This is a genomic window from Candidatus Eisenbacteria bacterium (assembly GCA_018831195.1).
GTDB lineage: Bacteria > Eisenbacteria > RBG-16-71-46 > CAIMUX01 > JAHJDP01 > JAHJDP01.
Genome location: JAHJDP010000032.1, coordinates 70511 through 89487 on the forward strand (window position 1 = coordinate 70511; position 18977 = coordinate 89487).

At 56.1% G+C, this 18977-nt stretch carries 12 protein-coding genes; 8 read left to right on the forward strand and 4 right to left on the reverse strand.

Features of this window, described 5'->3' with window-relative positions:
• Nucleotides 1–85: 85 nt before the first annotated feature.
• On the reverse strand, nucleotides 86–1234 hold the full coding sequence (locus KJ970_06255; GenBank protein ID MBU2690513.1) for a hypothetical protein: 1149 nt from the start codon (nucleotides 1232–1234) through the stop codon (nucleotides 86–88).
• A 373-nt stretch (nucleotides 1235–1607) separates the two neighbouring features.
• Here KJ970_06255 and KJ970_06260 point away from each other — a divergent pair, with 373 nt between their 5' ends.
• Nucleotides 1608–2750: a DUF89 family protein gene (locus tag KJ970_06260; GenBank protein ID MBU2690514.1), complete on the forward strand. Its 1143-nt coding sequence runs from the start codon at nucleotides 1608–1610 to the stop codon at nucleotides 2748–2750.
• Nucleotides 2747–2914 carry a hypothetical protein gene (locus KJ970_06265; GenBank protein ID MBU2690515.1) on the forward strand — a complete coding sequence of 56 codons (168 nt, stop codon included), beginning with the start codon at nucleotides 2747–2749 and terminating at the stop codon, nucleotides 2912–2914. Before KJ970_06260 ends, KJ970_06265 begins: the two co-directional genes overlap by 4 nt.
• A gap of 96 nt (nucleotides 2915–3010) precedes the next feature.
• On the opposite strand, the gene KJ970_06270 is transcribed toward KJ970_06265, so the two are convergent.
• Nucleotides 3011–3943: a PDZ domain-containing protein gene (locus KJ970_06270; protein MBU2690516.1), complete on the reverse strand. Its 933-nt coding sequence runs from the start codon at nucleotides 3941–3943 to the stop codon at nucleotides 3011–3013.
• Between the two features lie 257 nt (nucleotides 3944–4200).
• On the opposite strand from KJ970_06270, the gene KJ970_06275 reads away from it, so the two are divergent.
• Nucleotides 4201–5250 (forward strand): tetratricopeptide repeat protein, encoded by a 1050-nt coding sequence (locus tag KJ970_06275; protein MBU2690517.1) that lies wholly within the window; start codon nucleotides 4201–4203, stop codon nucleotides 5248–5250.
• 17 nt (nucleotides 5251–5267) lie between these two features.
• On the opposite strand, the gene KJ970_06280 is transcribed toward KJ970_06275, so the two are convergent.
• On the reverse strand, nucleotides 5268–7151 hold the full coding sequence (locus KJ970_06280) for a bifunctional homocysteine S-methyltransferase/methylenetetrahydrofolate reductase (GenBank protein ID MBU2690518.1): 1884 nt from the start codon (nucleotides 7149–7151) through the stop codon (nucleotides 5268–5270).
• A 242-nt stretch (nucleotides 7152–7393) separates the two neighbouring features.
• Here KJ970_06280 and KJ970_06285 point away from each other — a divergent pair, with 242 nt between their 5' ends.
• The 4 genes from KJ970_06285 (at nucleotide 7394) to KJ970_06300 (ending at nucleotide 16372) form a co-directional block, all read left to right on the forward strand.
• Nucleotides 7394–10363: a T9SS type A sorting domain-containing protein gene (locus KJ970_06285; GenBank protein MBU2690519.1), complete on the forward strand. Its 2970-nt coding sequence runs from the start codon at nucleotides 7394–7396 to the stop codon at nucleotides 10361–10363.
• Between the two features lie 216 nt (nucleotides 10364–10579).
• Nucleotides 10580–12994 (forward strand): sulfatase-like hydrolase/transferase, encoded by a 2415-nt coding sequence (locus tag KJ970_06290; protein MBU2690520.1) that lies wholly within the window; start codon nucleotides 10580–10582, stop codon nucleotides 12992–12994.
• Nucleotides 12995–13026: 32 nt separating this feature from the next.
• Complete coding sequence (locus KJ970_06295; protein ID MBU2690521.1) at nucleotides 13027–14634, forward strand: hypothetical protein; 1608 nt, start codon at nucleotides 13027–13029, stop codon at nucleotides 14632–14634.
• Between the two features lie 10 nt (nucleotides 14635–14644).
• Nucleotides 14645–16372 (forward strand): SAM-dependent methyltransferase, encoded by a 1728-nt coding sequence (locus KJ970_06300; protein ID MBU2690522.1) that lies wholly within the window; start codon nucleotides 14645–14647, stop codon nucleotides 16370–16372.
• A 14-nt stretch (nucleotides 16373–16386) separates the two neighbouring features.
• Here KJ970_06300 and rlmD read toward each other — a convergent pair whose 3' ends face one another.
• On the reverse strand, nucleotides 16387–17883 hold the full coding sequence (rlmD, locus tag KJ970_06305) for a 23S rRNA (uracil(1939)-C(5))-methyltransferase RlmD (protein MBU2690523.1): 1497 nt from the start codon (nucleotides 17881–17883) through the stop codon (nucleotides 16387–16389).
• 92 nt (nucleotides 17884–17975) lie between these two features.
• On the opposite strand from rlmD, the gene KJ970_06310 reads away from it, so the two are divergent.
• Nucleotides 17976–18965: a peptidylprolyl isomerase gene (locus KJ970_06310; protein ID MBU2690524.1), complete on the forward strand. Its 990-nt coding sequence runs from the start codon at nucleotides 17976–17978 to the stop codon at nucleotides 18963–18965.
• Nucleotides 18966–18977 lie beyond the last annotated feature (12 nt).

An 18977-nucleotide genomic window follows, 5' to 3' on the forward strand; every position in this document is an offset into this window, starting at 1 on the left:
GGCATAAAATGAAAATCCCCGGAGCCTATCGGTGGGTCCGGGGATTTTTTCAGTCCTGATGCGATAGCGGGATCAGAGTCGCTCGCTAGCGCGCCATGAGGATCTTCGCGCTGCTGATTGCGGTCGGAGTTTCGAGCTTGATCAGGTAGACGCCGGCAGGGGCCCTGCGGCCCATGTGATCGCATCCATCCCAATTCAGGTGCGACCAACCGGTCGGCTCGACGTTTCCCCCCAGCGACCTAATCTTCCTCCCATCCGGCGTGAAAATATCGGCCCGGACAAGACCGGAAGTTTCCAGATAGAAAGAGAGTTCAGCATGGACCTGCATGGGGTTTGGTGTGATCCGGAGAGGCAGCTCTTTGTTAAACACATTCGGAACGCCCGCGGTTTCGGGGCCGCGATCGTATACACGGAAAAAACAACGCCTGCTAAAGGCAGGTACCGATTCCGAATAAAAATGGATCCGAACATCAGCCCATCCGGGATCGTTGCCGGTATCGATGTCGACGCGAATTTCATCGTCTGTTCCGGGAGAGAAGGGCAGTGTCGCCTCGTCGAGGAAACATTCGCCTGAGCTGACCAAACAGAACTTGGCGAACCAATCGGCGGGGATTTCGGATTTGTCCAGTTTAACCACCAGATTATCCGGATCATTACCGGTACTCTGAATGGGGACATAGAATTCTGATAAACCAAAGGGGCCGGTTACTGTCTGCACTTCAGGAGGGCAATCGACCGTCAAACCGACATCCGGGAGCGATGGCAATGTGGAACATGTTATTGTACAATATCCGCGCATCTGGGGTTCGAGAACCGAACGGAACTCGAGAATGATCGAACCGGTGCCCGGGAAATCGAGTCGGGGATAAAAATCGACGCGGAACCCTTCATCTGATCCCGCGGGCAGCGGTAAACGGGCGTCCATCGAATAACAGATACCTGTACTTTCCTGACAATAATTCGCGCTCCAACCCAAGGGGAGTAATCCTTCGATGATGACATCGACCGAATCGGCGATTTCACTCGTGGATCGAATGGTGAAAAACATTTCATGCAGCGCTGTCCCCACGGGGACCGTATCAACAGGGTCGCCACATATGACATAAAAGCCGCGCTCACCCTCTCCCAAGACCGGAGTTGATAATACAATGATCATGAGAAGGGCAATCGGAACCATACGGGTCCAGATTGCCGTTCTACAGGAGCACTTGGAAACCTGCTGCACCAGTTCCATTGGAAACCCTCCATGGGTTGCTGTTGTCTATTCGGAGCATGCCCAACTTAATGACACCATTGGTAGTATACCAGAAATGGAGAATGTCGACCAGTGTGTGTAAGGATGGCTTTCAGGGGCGGCATCTTTGATAGAGACAAATAATGACCGCGGGAGCTGCTACTTCCCTAGTGCGATCTAGGGAATTCCCCAGGTTCTTAAGGCGGTTTAAAACACGGAGGCTGGTTCGACTTCTCAGTGGCTCATCTCTCCTGATGGAATCGGCGTTGCGAGACCGCTGTCTCCTCTGTGATGATCAAAGCTACTGAGAAACGAACAGAGATCGATTTTCCTGCCCGCGGAAAAGGCATAAGCCAACAAGGGAGCGAAAATAATGGCTGAGATCTGGCGACCCTTTCTCCCAGCACCCCAGGGTGAGCCCTTTGCCGACCTCAACGATCCGTCATACCAGCCCGGTCTTTGGTGGTTGCCTGATGAGCCACAGGTACTGGAACATTGGTCTCCGATACTTCGGAATAATTTTGATTACCTTGTCCATCTGGTGGAACAAGAGGGGGATGATCAAAAATCCAAGCGGGCAAAGGAGGCTCGTGTCATCTTTCGCGCCTACCTCGATGATCTCGATCATGCGGAGGCGCGGGAACTCTCTCCCACCATCCACCACCTGACACTCTTTAGAGAGGCGCTCGTGCGCGCCCACAACCTTGGGGATCCCTATCGCACGGTAAAGAAAAATGAGACGACCAGGGCCATCCGACGATTGATGGACGACCCGGGGAACTGGGGACTCGCTGAAAACCGCTTTGATCGGATGGGTATGATGGGCTCCCGGGATCCGCTGGCGCTCCTCGCCGGGGTGATGTCCGGGAATCTATTTGATTTGGGTTCGGCCTTGACACAGAAAGCATTTCGAGAAGGAAAGATGGGCTTTGGGGATGCACTGGAGAAGATGTCCGCCAGGATTGGGGTAATCTATCCCGAGGAGATGCGGAAGATCGAAGAGGCCGGATGGAGGGGATGGTTGCTTGAGACGGAGCCCCAATCCGGCCCGCTGGGTGAAGTTCTTCTCTTTGTCGATAATGCCGGGGCCGATTTTGTCCTCGGAATTCTGCCCTTGGCGGTCTCCTTAACCCATGAGTGGGAAAAGGTCTATCTGGCGATGAACAGCACCCCCGCCTCTAATGATATGACCTTGGCGGAGGGTGGGGAGATCCTGCAGGACCTTCGATCCGGCACCCGCCTTGGGATGCTTTTGGATACGGGACGGATCTGCCTGGTCGGCACGGAGACCGGAACCCCGGGTATCGATCTTCAGCATGTCGGGGAGGAGCTCAACCGTGTGGCGAAGGGGGTCGAGGCGATCATTCTGGAGGGGCAGGGGCGGGGCGTTGAGACGACATGGAGAGCCCGGTTTCGTAAACCCATTCTTCGTTTGGCGGTTATCAAGGATTCCTTTGTCGCGGAAGCCATTGGATGGGATCTCTTGGAGCCGCTCTTTATGAAAGAACGGACATGAGTGATTTCCGGATTCCAGGATCGCAGGAAGTTGCCATCAAGATCGATTCGGCCGGAGACGAAATAGATATGTATGGGATTTCTGGTGCTCCGATCTTCATGATTCCTGCGCTCCTGGGGTTGCTGGATCACATTGACAACAAGCTAAACATCATTGAAGTCTGATCCGGGACCCCGGAGCTGCGGGGCGGGGATAGAGGAAACCCACTGCATTCCCATGGGATGGCAGGGGCTCCAGTGCTCCGGCCTCGCACCTGCCGGCTATTTCTTGTCCGTGATATTCTTTCGGAGTTCCTCCATTTCCTTCTGAAGTTTCTTCAATTGACCTTTCATCTCTTGTAATTGCTCCTGCAGCTCCTCAGGGAGTCTCCCCTGGTCCGACGGATCTCCATATTTGCGGTGAATCGAATCGTGAGAATCAGCCTCCCCCAAATGGACTTTCATCTTCATCTCTTTTCCCTTGCGCAGGATCTTCATTTCAACTTCACCGGGGACGGCCTCTTCTATGGCCGCCTGGAGTCCCTTGGTTGTGGTGATCTCTTTTCCATCTACAGAAAGAACCACATCACCCGACTTCAGACCGGCTTCCTCGGCCGGAGACTCGGCCAGAACCTTTGTGATGAGAACACCGCGGCCTTCCGAAATGTCAAAGTAGGAGGCCAACGCCTCATCCGGCTCGATAATGTTGACACCGAGCCGTGTCTTCGTCTTTGAAGGAAAGCCTTTGAAGATTCTCAAACCCGGCGGAAACCTCTGGAGCATGTGCCAATCGAGGTTATCCGAGCCTCCGCCGAATCTGTCAATATAAACTTCATCATCCATTTCCGGCTTTGCGGCCAGAGTCATGTCGATTTCTTTTTTCCTTCCATCGCGGACGATCTGTAGATGGATTTTCTCGTCTGGCGCTGTATTCGCCATTGTCCCCATCAGCTCATCAACATCCTGGATCGGTTTGCCATTGATCGAAAGAATCACATCTTGCGCCTTCAATCCCGCCTTCTCTGCCGGCGATGCGTTCCCGACTTCGCTCACGAGGACACCATCCTCTTCAACCTCCAACGCTTCGGCCAAGCTGGAAGTGAGGTCTTGGACATGAATGCCCATCCACCCCCGGCGGTCCTCTGCTTCGGAAATCTGCTGGATGATGACCTCTTCATCCCCGGTGGAGGCATTGGCTGTCAAAGACCTTCCCATTAAAAGGAGACCAATTCCTATCCCAATTCCTATCGTGAATACCCCGCGTGTCCCACGCCGCATGGCGCATTCCTCCTCTCAGAAGCCTCAGGCCGGTGATTTAGTGCAATCCTATGCGGGACGGATGACCGGCTGTTCCGCCAAATTCATCAACCCGGAAAGCTGGTGAGGGTTCCCGCCGCAGGGAGCTTGCGCGGGGAGATGAGGGATGGAACAATTCGATCGGATGGCGGCCGCGCCGCCAGAGGGAGGATTTTGTGAACCGTCACACTGTTTCGGGCAGCCGTCTCCTGCTCGTCCTGTTCCTGTTTTTTGTGATACTGGCGCCATCCGCCGCCTCCGGCGTTTCAGGTTATACGAAGAAAAAGATGACGCGCGAGATTGAGTCGGCGAGAAGTCTGCTGGGCCAAGGTGAAATCGATCGGGCCCGGGCCGCCCTCCAGCGGGTCCTGCGGATGGATCCGAATCATGTTGGCGCCCATCACCTTCTCGCGCAGATGGCTTTTGACCGAGATCAATGGGCTATTGCGGATCATCACATCAATTGGCTTCTGCGCAGGAATCCGCGGGATGAGACGGCCCTGTTTCTTAGCGCGCTGTTAAACAACAGAACGGGCGAGCGGCTCAAAGCCCACACACAGCTGCGAATTCTGGTCAAGATCGGCGCCCGGAATCCGGCCGTCTACCGGGAATTAGCGGGATATTTGATGGAAGATGGACATCCGGAGGAAGCGGCGCTGGTGCTGGTGCTGGGAACGGAGCAGTCGGCGTCGGGCGGTGTTCTTATACAAGAGTGCGGCGAGGTCTGGAAGAAGCTCCGACACCCGGAAGTGGCCCTGTCTCTGTGGCAATGCACCCGAGCGGAAAGCGCTCCAAATATTCCGTCTCTATTCCAACAAGCCTATCTTTATCACCGCCTCATGGATTATCCGGAGGCGAGGGCTCTGTATGAATCCGTACTGCTCTTGTCCCCCGAACATGACCAGGCGCTGTATAACCTCTCGCTGATTCACAGATCCGAAGGTGACCAAGAGGCCGCGGCGCGGACTTTGGAAAGGTTGATTGAGGTCAGTCCCGGCTTTGAACTTGCCTATGCTGAGCTCGCGAGGGTCTATCTTACCCTCGATCGGCCGCAGGAGGCTCTCGATCTATTGAAACGGTATCTCAACATCGGCAACGATCCTGATCTTCAAGTCCTGGCGAAGGAGGCGATCGCGAGATTATCGGGAGAGGATCAAGATGGAGACGGCGGCCCGGCTGAGAGCTCGAATGACGGCCAGAATAAGGAATCGGATGGAAGCCGGTAGGCTGAGTCCCTTTTATATTAGGAAGACCGGCGCTCCTCGAGTATCGGTCCCAACACCTCCAGAGCCATCTCGTAGTATCCCAGCGGAGGCATAATATAGACGCCCCGGATGCGGGGATTCCCTCGGCATTCCAGCAGGGCTGCTTTGGCGATTGTGATTCCCTCGGCCCGGGCCTTTTTCCCGGAACCGACCCGGCGCATCCTTTCGCGGACCGCCTCAGGGATATTCATTCCAGGAACTTCATTGTGAAAGAACTCGGCGTTACGGAAACTCGTCAGCGGCAGAATGCCGGCGATGACCGGGATGGGAATATCTTCCGTCCGGATGAGAAACTCCTGCAGATTTTCAAGATCAAAAACCGGCTGCGTGAAGACGCATTCAGCGCCGGCCTGGACTTTTTCACGGAACCGGCGGATCTCCTCGTCAAGATTGATCGCGCCCGGATTCACACCAACAGCGGCCAAAAAAGAGGTTGTCTTCTCAAGCGTCCGTCCCACCAGATTTAATCCGCAGTTCATTCGATGAACCATCGCCGTCAGTCCTATTGAATCGACATCAAAAACTGCGGTGGCATTGGGATAGTCGCCCAGTTTCGGTGGGTCACCGGTGACGATCAGCAGGTTGCGAATCCCGAGAATATGAGCCCCCAAAAGATCCGATTGCATACCCAGGAGGTTCCGATCCCTGCAGGAGTAATGAAGAAAAACCTCGAGATCAATTCTATTTTGTACAAGTATTGCCATCGCCAGCGGGCTTATGCGGGCCGTGGCGCGGGGCCCATCGGGTATATTAATAACATCCACGCCCGCTTCCTTGAGAAGGCGCGCCCCGTCGAGAAACTTCTCAATGGTGAGGGTTCTGGGCGGATTCATCTCGACACTGGCACAAAACCGTCCTACCGCCAGGTCTCTGGCGAATTTGGAACGCTGAGGGAGGGGGACGGGCTGCATGGGCTCCGTGTCGTCTTCCTCGATGACACCGGTGTAAGACACAGAGCCTGAATGAGGACTCATGGACTTGAGCATGCCGGACATGGCGCGGATGTGTTCCGGTGTCGTTCCGCAACAACCGCCAATAAAACGAACGCCCGCTGATTGTACAAGACGGCGGGCATACTCGGCCATATACTCGGGAGAGCTGACGTAAATCCAGCGTCCTTCAACCAGTTCCGGGTTTCCGGCATTCGGCTGGGCGGCGAGGTAAATACCCTGCGACTTAGACGCCATCTGCTGCAGTGTTTCCAACATCAGCTTTGGACCGAAGCTGCAATTCACGCCGACGACGTCGGCGCCCGCTTCAGAGAGAGGGGCGGGGATCTCCTCGGGCCGGTCTCCCTCGATCGTCATCCCGTTTTCTAAAAATGACATTTGTGCGACAATGGGGATATCCGTCAGATGGCGGGCGACGCGGATGGCGAGTTTCAGTTCCTCGAGATGTGAAAAGGTTTCAAGGATGAGAAGATCGACACCGCCATAGACAAGCGCCTTTATCTGCTCGATGAAGATATCTTCGCTTTCGTCGCTGGAGATGGTCCGGGAGATTTTCAGGGGCTTTCCGATGGGGCCGACACTTCCGCCCACCCACACGGGGCTTTCAGACGCCAAAACGCATTCACGGGCCAGCTCGGCGCCGGCCCGGTTGATCTCCACCACCCGGTCTTCCAGGGCATGGGGGAGGAGCTTGACCCGGTTGGCGCCATAGGTGTTGGTTTCGATGATATCAACGCCGGCACGGATATAATCGCGATGGATCGATCCGACCAGATCGGGATGCGAGAGATTCAACTCGTCAAAACAGCGGCTGATATGGATGCCTCTGGAATAGAGCATGGTCCCCATCGCTCCATCGCAAAGGACCGGTCCACGGTCAAGTCTCTCGAGAAATTGGTGTCGGATGGCCATTTTCGCCTCTGGGTTTCTCCGGATCGCTTCCCGGACACGCTATCTTATAAATTCGACCCATTGAAGGTCAAAACAATCATTCATGAATGGGGAGGTATGATTCCAACACTATGATACAAAATAAATTGAAGGTGAATTGCGCGCAAAGGCGCATTGACGCATCTCTCCATCGTAGGTATAATTAATGTGGATATCGTTGCCGTGTGGATCTTCTAAGATAATAAAAAGATGGGAGACTGGGCATGATGTGTAGATTCTCGGCGGTCCTGATACTGACGGCGTTTTTACTGAGTCCGGTGCAGGTTTTAGGCATCCAGGAGTCGCTCCCCTCGGAGTTTGAGATTCCGATTCCCCGGGTGATCGATCAGCGGGCGTACGATCCCGCATTCGATCAGGCATTGAGTCTGCTCGATCCCGGTTGGCAATCCTTCATCAACGGCGAGGGAAAAGGCTGGATTGTCACAATGTGGGCTGAAGAGACCGGACTTCCCGCCTTTGCGATGGGCCCGGGGCTTCCCTGTCTCTCAAACGCCCTTTCCGATGGCCGGCAGGTTGAAGAGGCGGCCCGCCGGTTTATAGAGGGCCACTCCTCCCTCTTCGGCGTTGGTTCGGATCAGCTCGAACTGGAATCCTTTCTCGATCATGGCGGCAAGCAGCACCTGATCTTCCGGCAGACCTATCAGGGAATCCCGATCGTGCCTTCTCAGTTGCACATGAGTTTCCAAGCGGGTCTTCTCGTCGCCTTTGGTTCGGAGGTCTATCCTGATCTGGATCTTTATCCCGGAGCGGGGATTGATCTTCCGGCGGCGGTTGCAGCGGGGACGTCCGGACTTCCCTGGAAGGACGGAACCGATGCCCTAAGAAGCAACCGGTTGGTCGTTCTGGCGATTCCGATGGAAGATGCCACGGCCTTCTTTCTCTCGTATGAACTGATCCTCGAGACAAAGGATCCGGAAGGCTTCTGGCGGACCTATGTCGATGCCTCCGACGGGGAGCTCTTGGGACGGATCAATGAGATCGCCTACGGCACCTTCTCTGGAGATGTAAAAAGTGATGTCCTCTTTCATCCTGCTGGTGAATACATAGAAATGGATATGCCGGACCTGCGCGTCAGTATTACGGGCGGTGATGTCGTCTATACTGATTCAGACGGTGACTATTCGGGATCGGGACCCGATCTTCCGGCCAATGTGAAGGCTGAGATGTGGGGCCGGTATGCCCGCGTCTATGATGATGAGGACCAGGCCTATGATGAGATCTCGGCAACCTGCGATCCCGGAGTGCCGCATCATTTTAAATTTGATGATACCAACACCAATGCCGCCGAGCGGTCTTGCTTCTACCATACTAATATCGTTCATTCGTGGATCAAGAATGTCGACCCTGCATTCACCAGTTTGGACGGGGCGACCCTCTGCCGCGTGAATATCGCCACTAGCAGCTGCAATGCCTTCTGGAATGGAAACGCTATCAATTTCTATCGCGAGGGTGGCGGTTGCGTCAATATGGCGACGATGCCGGAGGTGATTTATCACGAGTATGGCCATGCCATTACACAATACACTTACGCGCCCTCTCCAGCCCCGACCAGTTCCGGAATGGGCGAGGCCTTCTCCGATTATATCGGGATGACGATTACCGATGAGCCTATCATGGGTGAGGGATATCTCGGCGGGAGCGGATGGATGCGGACCGGGGAAAATCTCCGCCAGTATCCCGGGACGGAATGCGGCGGGGAGGTTCATTGCCTGGGCGAAATCACGATGGGGGCCCTGTGGAAAACGCGCGTCGCCATGATCGATAAATTCGGGCATGATGACGGCATTACAACCATGGATGACCTGTTCCGCAGGACGCATCAGACCAAGAAAACCAATATTCCCGCATTTTTGAGCCAGCTCATTGTAGAGGATGACGACAACGGAAATCCCGCCGATGGATCGCCGGACTATTACGAGATCTGTGATGCGTTTGCCATCCATAACGTGATCTGCCCCTCCTTGACGATCTATGTCGATGTGGAGCACGAAGGGCTCGGAGATACGGGGAATACCCTGACTCCCTATGAGGTGGTCGCCGATATCGAGTCGATTTCAGCGGGGGCATTCGCCGCCGATTCGATCCGGATCTTCTACTCATTAGATGGTGTTAGTTTCTCTTCCGTTCCGATGACTGAAACCGGGACCCCGCATGAGTACAGGGGCGAGATCCCCGCGCAACCGGCGGGAACCGTTGTAGATTATTATATCCGCGCCGTTACGGAGAATAACGTTGCAGGGACAAATCCTTTCCGCGCTCCGGAGAAGGGTGTGAATCAATTCCTTGTCGGCTATTTCGCCGAGAGGCTGAACGGCGGCCTCGAAAGTCATGCCGGATGGATCGAGAGCGCCGTGGATGATGATGCCACCGATGGTTTCTGGGAGTGGGGGGATCCTGAGGTCAAACTGCACCCGACCACCGCCGATACGATCCAACCCGCCTATGATCATTCACCCGACGGGGTGAACTGCTATGTTACGAGAAACATGGGCGGTTTTTGGACCAATGGGAATGTCAACAGCGGCCAGGTGACCTTAACCACACCGGCTCTCGATTTGACGACCGCCGAGGGGGGCGGGTTTGTAGAATTCTGGTTCTTCATGGCTGATTATAATGTTGCCGACGATACGCTCTTTGTTGATATAAGCGGCGATGGCCTCTCTTGGCACCCCTTGGCCCGGATCAATAATCCCGAGGCCTTGACATACAACACCTGGACTCGATTCAAAGCCTACTTCCGCGATACCGATATCGATTTTACGTCGAATGTACAGGTCCGGTTTATTGCAAAGGACGATCCCAATAATTCAATCCTGGAAGCAGCGATAGACGATCTGGTTGTCACTGTGAACGATCTCACCGGCGCTGATGTGGGTAATCAACCGGCCGCACCCGCCGTCTTCCGTGTGGAGCCGGCACGGCCCAATCCCTTCGGACCGCGAACGGTTTTTCAGTATCAGATTCCTGAGACAAGCCCCGTTAAGATTGAGATCTTTAATGTGCAAGGTGAGAGGGTTCGTGTCCTCGCCGACAAGACGCAACCGCCCGGTGTCTATGAGATGGTCTTCGATGGGCGCAGCCGCACCGGCCGGCCGCTTCCCTCCGGGCTCTATTTCGCCCGCGTGCGGGCCGGAGCGCAGGTGAAGACTTTTACCATGGCGATTCTTAGATAACCTGTTTCGGAGAGCGTTTCCATGATGGGGAGGGTGGGCTTGAATCCATCCTCCCCCTTTCTCTGCGCTCGCATCCCAATCCGCCGATATTTGAATATAGATTTCCCCTCACCACTTGCCGGCCGTTGAATTGAGGATCATCGGGGGGGACAATGAGTCTTGAGTGAGCTTTGAGGAAACAGTATTGGAATCGAAGAGATGGAGGAACGGAAGAGAATGAGTGTGAGGCATCCTGCAATCCCCTGTCATTTAGGATTTCTGTCCTTCGCTGTCAGCTTGAGTCTCATCTTTGCGTTCGGTTGGTGGACCGGCTGTGGCTCTCGTGTGGAATCGGTGCCCCCGGTGCCTGACGGTATCCCTTGGGCCTGGCTGGATTTTGAGCCGGAACCGCATCCGCAAAATATACTGCTTGTCACCCTTGACACGACCCGCCGGGATGCCCTGGGCTGTTATGGAAACCCCCGCCATACGACCCCCGTTCTCGATTCCCTGGCTCGATCCGGCCTCCGCTTTGACATGGCGGTGGCGCCGGCACCGATCACGGCTCCGTCCCATACCACGATGTTAACGGCGCTGGATCCACCCGAACACGGAGTCCGCGATAATGGGCGCACATCCCTGCCCGATACAATCGAGACCCTTGCCGCAACTTTTCAGAAGCGCGGATTTGAGACAGCCGCTATTCTTGCCGCCTTTCCATTGGACCGCCGTTTTGGACTGAATCAAGGTTTTGATCATTATGACGACCATTTTCAGGAAAGAATCTTGACCACAAATGAGGAAACATCCCAGCGCCGGGCCGATACGGTGACGGATACGGCTTTGGAATGGGCTCGCCACCGCTCAGCCAAACCTTTCTTTCTATGGGTCCATTATTTTGACCCTCATGTCCCCTGGGATCCGCCGTCTCCTTTCAGTGAGCGATTCAGTGATGAGCCCTATCTGGGAGAGGTGGCTTTTATGGATCAGGAACTCGGCCGCTTATTGAACGGGCTGCGTGATCTGGATCTCTTGAAAGCGACGACAATCCTGATCGTGGGTGATCATGGCGAGAGTTTGGGCGAGCATGGCGAGGAGAGCCACTCTTTCTTCATTTATGACGCGACGATGAAGGTGCCCTGTCTTCTGATTCCGTCGATGGCGGGTCGGTTCGGGGAGCTTCGGGACCGGGTTTACAAAACGCCGATCCGTTTGCGGGATTTAGCTCCGACCCTGGCCAATCTGTCAGGAGGAGCATCCACCCCTTGGGAAGGGCGGGGGTCGTTCAGTCTTCTCCCCAGCCTTATCAACGGTGAGCCGGCGCCGGTTGAGGTGAGCTATCTTGAGACCCTGGTTCCCGCACTCGATTATGGATGGAGCGATTTGCGGGGTATTCGGTCCCGCGACTGGAAATATATCCGGGCGCCCCGTCCCGAGTTATACAGATTGGGTCCTGATCCTGCGGAAACGACCAATGTGATTGACGAGTATCCGGAGATTGCGGCCCGTCTCGGCGATTGGCTCGATTGGTATCTCGTGCGGGAAGGGCCCGGCGATCCGGAAGTCGAACCCATGGATCGGGAGACCTTGGAGCGCCTTAGAAGTCTCGGGTATCTCCAGGGGGGCGGCGGCCGGGCCGAATACTCGGGCGCCGATCCCAAAGATCGGGTGGATACCTATATCGCGATCTCGGCGGCCATGACGGCGATCTCTGAGTACCGCCCGGGAGACGCCATCAAGATACTGGAACCGGTTGTTCGCCAGGAGCGGCGGAATGTGGATTTAATGCTCGCCTACGCCTCGGCCCATGCCATGGCGGGCGATGTGGAAAAGGCGGAGGAATTGTATAATGGGCTCCTGGAGCAAAGGCCCGCCGATACCTCTCTGCTGACAAAATTGATCCGACTTTCCATTATCAGGAATGACGAACCGCGGGCGATGGAATTATTCGATCGACTCGTAAACATCGCTCCCAAGAAACCGGGAGTCGAGATTCTCCGGGGTGAACTGCAGGAATCCGCGGGCCGGCTCACTGACGCCCGGGAAGCCTATGAAGCGGAAATCGAATCCCATCCCGATAGCTATGAAGCTTACTGTCGTCTTGCCCTTCTATATCGAAAAGCTCATGAGGAATCCCGGGCTGTTGACGCCCTGCGGCGGGCGCTCGCCATTTTTCCATACCACGCGCCGAGCCTGGCGCAGTTGGCCGATATCGCCTATTCGAAGGGGCGGATGGAAGAGGGAGATTCATTGACGGCGGCGGCTATCAGCGCCGACCCTAATGAACCCCTGGCCAATTTTCGGAAGGGCTGGCGCGCCAAAGAAGAGGGCGACCTGGCGGCCGCGCGGCGGTTTTATCAAAAGGCGATCAAGGTCCAGCCTGAATACGCCATCGCCCATGTCAACCTTGGGAATGTCTATTTGGAATCTCAAGATTGGCTGCCGGCGCTGAGGCACTACGACGCCGCGCTGGCGCTCGACTATGAGTCGGCCTTGCTGAGAAACAATCAGGGCGTTGCGCTCGCCCAGAGCGGCCGCCTGCCTGAAGCGATCGAGGCTTGGGAGAGGGCCCTTTTGTTAGATCCCGATGAAGATTTGCGGAGCGGTATCCAACGGAACCTGGAGATGGCGCGCAGCCAGTTGGGATTGTGAAACTCTGTGCTTGAGAGGCGGGGAGGCTGTACATGTTATTCCGGATTTTGTTTCTATGCTTCCTACTGATCCCGTTGGTGTTTGAGACGGCGCCTGTATCACCGGCGGATGGCGCCCCGATCGGCGCAACCCCGATCGATACAACCGGCGTGCGCCCCCTCCTCGATAAGTGGGAAATCGAGCTCGGCCGGCTGGACCGCGATTTCAAAGCGGCGCTCTGGATCCTCTATACGACAGGCGAACTGGGAGAACTTCCCGCCCGCGACGCCGCCCGCATGGAATTTCTCAATGACCCCGTGATCTCGGATCAGCTTTCACAATGGGCCGGTCTCATCCGGGATCCTCTTCTGAATCGCAAGATCGAAATGCTGCACCGCGCCGTGCTCGAAGCCCGAATCGACAATTACGGCCGGCTCTACGAATTAATGGATGAGCTCTCGGAAGCTCAGACCAATTTTCGGGCTGTATTTGAGGGGCGGGAGACCGAGGACGGGGAATTGGGGTTTATTCTCAGGCATGAAAAGGATCGGGAGCGGAGAAAAGGGGCTTTCCTCGCCCGGGCGACGGTAGGAGACAAGATCGGCGGTGATCTCGCCGAACTCTTCGCGTCACGCGCCAAGGCGGCGGCGGAGTTGGGATACGGCGACTATTATACACTGCGTCTCGCCCTGGATGAGATCCAGCCGGAAAAGCTGCGCGAGATATTAATGATGCTCGCAGAAATGACCCGCCCCGCTTTTGATTTGTTTCTAGCGAAGCAACGCGCGGCGCTTGGCGTTGAAACCATCGAGGCCTGGGATCTGCTTTATGATTCGAGCGGGATCACGGCGGCGATTGAATCGTATCTGTCCCCCGATTCCATGGTGGTTCGGACATGGCGGACTTACAGGGGGCTGGGTATCGATCTCGACACCATACCCATCACCATGGATTTGGAGCCCCGGGAGGGGAAGAGCCAGCACGCCATGTGCGTTGCGGTAAGCCCCCCCGAGGATGTCCGGGTTCTCGCTAATGCCAGGGAGGGATTGCTGTCATCGGAATTGATGCTCCACGAGATGGGGCATGCTGTCCACGCCGTATCATACCGCCAGGCAGGGCATCTGCTCCAGGATTGGCCTTCCGGCTCCTTTGGCGAGGGGATTGGGGAATACTTCGGCCAACTCGTTTATACAAAAGAGTGGCTGGTTGCGGTCGCGGGTGTTCCTGAATCCCTTGCTGTTTCGTATCTGAAGTGGCGTGGGGATCGAAGACTATTCAATATCCGTTGGTATCTTGCCGCTCTGGAATTCGAGGAAAGGGCCTATCAGAATCCGGATCAGGATCTCTCTGAACTCTACTGGGAAATGTTAGGTCGATATCTTATGATACCCGAACATCCGGAGGTTCAGGTATGGGCGCAGATCCCACATTTTGTAACCCATCCGGTTTATCTGCAGAATTATATACTCGCCGATCTCTTTGCGGCCCAATTACGATTCTATTTTATGAAGCGATTCGGCCGATTGTTGAACCATAGTGAGATCGGGACAATCCTTGCTGAAGAGTTTTTTGCCAAAGGGGCGAGTCTTCCAGGCGAAGTGTTGTTACGTCACCTTACCGGATCGGCACTCGATCCTGAACCCTTTGCCGGGGAGTTCTAGAGGCCCAAAGATGCCCTCACAGCGGACCCGCATCACCACGCCGGAATCGCTGGCCGGTCCCTTTGCCGACCTGGCCTGCCGCCGCTTGGAAAAATGGTCGGCGGCGGGGCGGGGGGGGGGCATCCTGGATCCCGGGTGCGGATCGGGTCTCTTTCTGAATCTGATGATGGAGCGGCTGCCCCATGATCAAGGGTATTCTTTCTGTGGTATTGAGGTGGATGAGGCGCTGGCCCGATTGGCCGCACAGCGACTGGTCCATCAGAATTTAAAAATCTATCACGGCGATTTTCTTTTTGACGGATGGCGGGAGGTCCGGAACGGGGGCGCGGTTTGGAATCCGGAAACGCAAACCTTCCGGGCGGTCATCGGTAATCCACCCTACCTGGGTTTCAAATCACAAGGGGCCGCGCTCCGCCGGCGGTTATCCCTCACCTACGGCCCGGGTTTTGGAAAATGTGATCTTTCCGGCTTTTCAATGATGCGGTCGATCCAACTGGTGGAACCGGGGGGTCTCATTGCATTGATTCTGCCGCGGTATTGGCTGGAGGGTGGAACAGGAAAGGCGCTGAGGGATCAGCTTATCCGTGAGTGCGATATAGTGGAGATCCGGCAATGGCCCGGCGGCCACCTTTTTCCCGGGGCGGGTGTCCAGGTCCTCGGTCTTTGGGCTCGAAAGCGGCACAGACCGGGGTCCACCGGCAAAATGCATTATTATTTGATGCCTGAAAATAGTATGGACGGCGATCCTTTGGACCGGCGCTCGATGGAATATTCCAAGACCCGGGAACCCTGGCCGCTGCTGTTAAAGTCGGAAGAACGATTTCTTGAAATCCTTCGATCGCATGGAAGCGCCCTTGAGACGTGGGCCGCCCCGGCGCAGGGTATCATTACCGGCGCCGATCGCTCCCGCGGGGGCGGGGGCATATTTGTTCTCGATCCCGAAGAAGTGGATGACCTCAAATGGACGCGCGAGGAAAGGCGATTCCTTTTCCCCTGGATCAAATCCCGGCAACTGGAGCCGCTACGGGTCGGCAAGACGCCGGCATCACTATTACATTTACCACCTGAAACCGATCTTGCGCTCCTTCCGGGCATTCGTCGTCATTTATTAAAGTATAAGAGTCATCTGGAACGCCGCCGCGAGGTGGCCAAAGGGCGCATCCCCTGGTGGTCGCTGCAATGGGGCCGGAAAGAGGAACTTTTCCGAGGGGCGAGGATCCTGACGCCGGCGAAGGCGCGCATCGTTCGTGCCGCCGCGGCTCCCGAAGGGATCCGGTTCAGCGCCGATATCTATACTTGGCGTTTGTGCGAGGGCGTCCTGCGGCGTTTTGAGGGGGTCACCGCCCGGCAGGCGGTATTCTGGCTGGCGCTCTATTTATCAAGCCGGCCCGGCCGGATCGCCTCGCGCCTGCTCGGTAAAAAACTCGGATCGGTGGTTGAATTGTATCCACAAACCCAGCGGTTGGTACCCGTACCCGTACCGGACAGCGCCGGCTGGCGGAGGATTTCACAAGGGATGGAAGGCTGGTTGTCCCCGCAAGGAATCGCCGCCTGCACCCCGGATGAGTTGTATCTTCAGGCGGATGATATCGTGGCCTCCATCTTGAGACCGACCGCCGAAGAGAAGGATCTCATGGAGGAGATAGAGTCGATCTGGGATCCTCCGGTTGGGGCGGAGGGCCACTTCCCCAACGATATCAAGCCATCCCTCCGGCCGGATCAGCATCAGGCTGAATAAAAAGATGCCGATTCTCAATCTTTAAGACGGCCTCCGCCTGCCCGCGCTCGCTCCATTAGAAGAATCGTTTCCATATGGGGTGTCTGGGGGAACAAGTCACAAACTTGGAATCTGTTCGCCGTATAACCCGCCTCGATGAGAGCCTTGGCGTCCCGCGCCTGTGTGGACGGATTGCAGGATATATAAACGATCCGTTTCGGTGCGAGAAGGGCGAGACTGGGGAGGGCTTTTGGATGCAGTCCCGCCCTCGGAGGGTCGAGGAGTATCAGGTCCGGTGATTGTTTAAGTTTGAGCCGCTCCAAGATCTCGGCCTGCGCCGCTTCCCGGTTATTTCCATGCTTGGGACGGAGAATGTTTTCGACGAGCGCGTCATGAAATATAACATTCTTCATCCCCAAACGATCCGCGTTGGCCCGTCCCTCAAATACGGCTTCGGAGACCGATTCAATACCCACCACCTGTTTCATCCGGCGGGCCAGCGGAAGGGTGAATGTTCCCGCGCCGCAGTAAAGATCGATCGCCGTCTCATCGGATTTTGGATCGGCCCATTCCAAAGCCTTGCACAATAGTTTTTCGGCCCCGGCGGCGCTGGTTTGAAAGAATGTGGAGGGGCCGATCCGCCAAGTCCATCCGCCGATTGTTTCCCGGATATAAGGCCGTCCCCAGATATGATGGGTTTCATCCCCCCGGGCCACGGTGGCTTTCTCCCGATTGATAAGCAGCACGACGCCGGTGACCTGTGGTACCCGCCGGCGCAAGGTCGCTGAGAGGAGGCGGATCCGGTCATCCCAGTCCCGGGTCACGAGGACGACCAGCAGATCGGGCCAGTGCGTGGAGATTCTCGTGATGACGTGACGGAGCAAACCGTTGTCACGGCGGCTGTCGTAGACCGGCAAACCCAACCGGATCGATTCCTCGCGCAGGCACGTTAGGATCCGGTTGGTCAGGGGGCTCTGAAGACGGCAATCGGTCACATCGAAAACGGCGTCAAAGCGGCCGCGGGGGTGGAGGCCCAATGCCAGCCTCTCTTCATCGGAGGGTGCGGCCAGCGGATCGGGCGGGACCTCGGTCCAGGGTCTGCGGGAGAAGGTGAACTCCATCTTGTTGCGGTATTCAAGTGGGGAGGGGAGCATAAGCGGCGGGAGGAGTTCGGCGGGTTTGAATCCGCCGATCCGCTGCAGGAGGTCCACCGCCTGCCGCTGCTTAATCTCTGTCTGCTCATGCTCATCGAGGGGCATCAGGGCGCATCCTCCGCAGACGGCGGTATGCCGGCAAGGTGGATTCCGCCGTCGCGGGGAGGCTTTCAGGAGCTCGACAACATCGGCTTCGAGGTATCCGGACCGTTTACGGCGAATCCGGGCCCGCACGCGGTCCCCGGGGAATCCGCCGCGGACCAGGACGATCAGGCCATCGATATCTCCTACTCCCGCACCGCCGAAGGCGAGATCCCGAATATCCAGATCGACCTCACCACCCCGCCCGGGAAGGGAGCGCCGTTCGTTTTTTTCCATAGAAGTCATCTCCGGTCCTTTCTATTACGCTTCCCCAACACTAAACTCTGAAAATCGTTCACGGAAGCCATGAGAGGCGAAAGGGGTACTCGATGCGCAAATATCTCGGCGTTTTTATACTTATGCTCACTGTCGGATCGTTGTTGTTTTCCTGTTCCGGGAAAAAGGATTCCACCAGCGGGGAGGGGAAAGAGGCTATCGGAGATGTGGCGGCTCTCGTTAATGGAGAGGCGATCACGATGCCCCAGGTCGACCGGGTCGTTTCTCATTGGCGGCAATCCGAGAAGGCGCCGGTCGATCTCGGTCTTCCGGTAACAGAGTTAAGGAAGGAAGCCCTGAAGCAATTGACGGAGCGGATACTGCTCTTTCAGGAGGCCGAGCGCAAGGGATTCAGGGCCGATTCTCTTGTGGTTGATAGACAGATGCAGGCTTTCATGAGCCGCTTTCGATCTCCAGAGGAGTTGACGGAAGCTTTGACCGGAATGAACTTTGAACTTGAAGAGCTGCGCGAGGCTTTCAAGCAGGATCTGTCGATACAGGAATTTATACAGGCGGATGTGAGCTCTTCCATCTCAATCGATTCCACCGCCATCCGGCGGTATTACGATGAGAATATGGATCAATTTGTGACGGGTGAAGAAGTGGAAGCCCAGCATATCCTTTTCAAACTTGATCAAGAAGCTCCGGCCGAAGAGGTGAACGCGGTTCTGGAGCGGGCGAATCCCGTTCTGGCCCGGGCTAAGAGCGGAGAGGATTTTGATGCGCTGGCGAAGGAATTTTCGGAAGGCCCCACGGGTCCCAATGGTGGACATCTCGGCTCTTTCGGAAGAAACCGAATGGTCGCACCCTTTGATGAGGCGGTCTTTGCCTTAAAGGTTGGAAAGGTCAGTGAGCTCGTGCGGACCCGTTTTGGATTTCACATCATTAAATTGGAGAGTCGGAAAGAGGGGGGACGGATGGCGTTCAGCCAAGCCCGGCCCCAAATCGAAAACCAACTCCGGCAGGAGGCTCTTGGCGAGAAGCTCTCCAGTTTGGTAGAGACACTCCGCAAGGATGCTGATATCAAGAGCCAGCTTAATTGATCGTCCCATCCC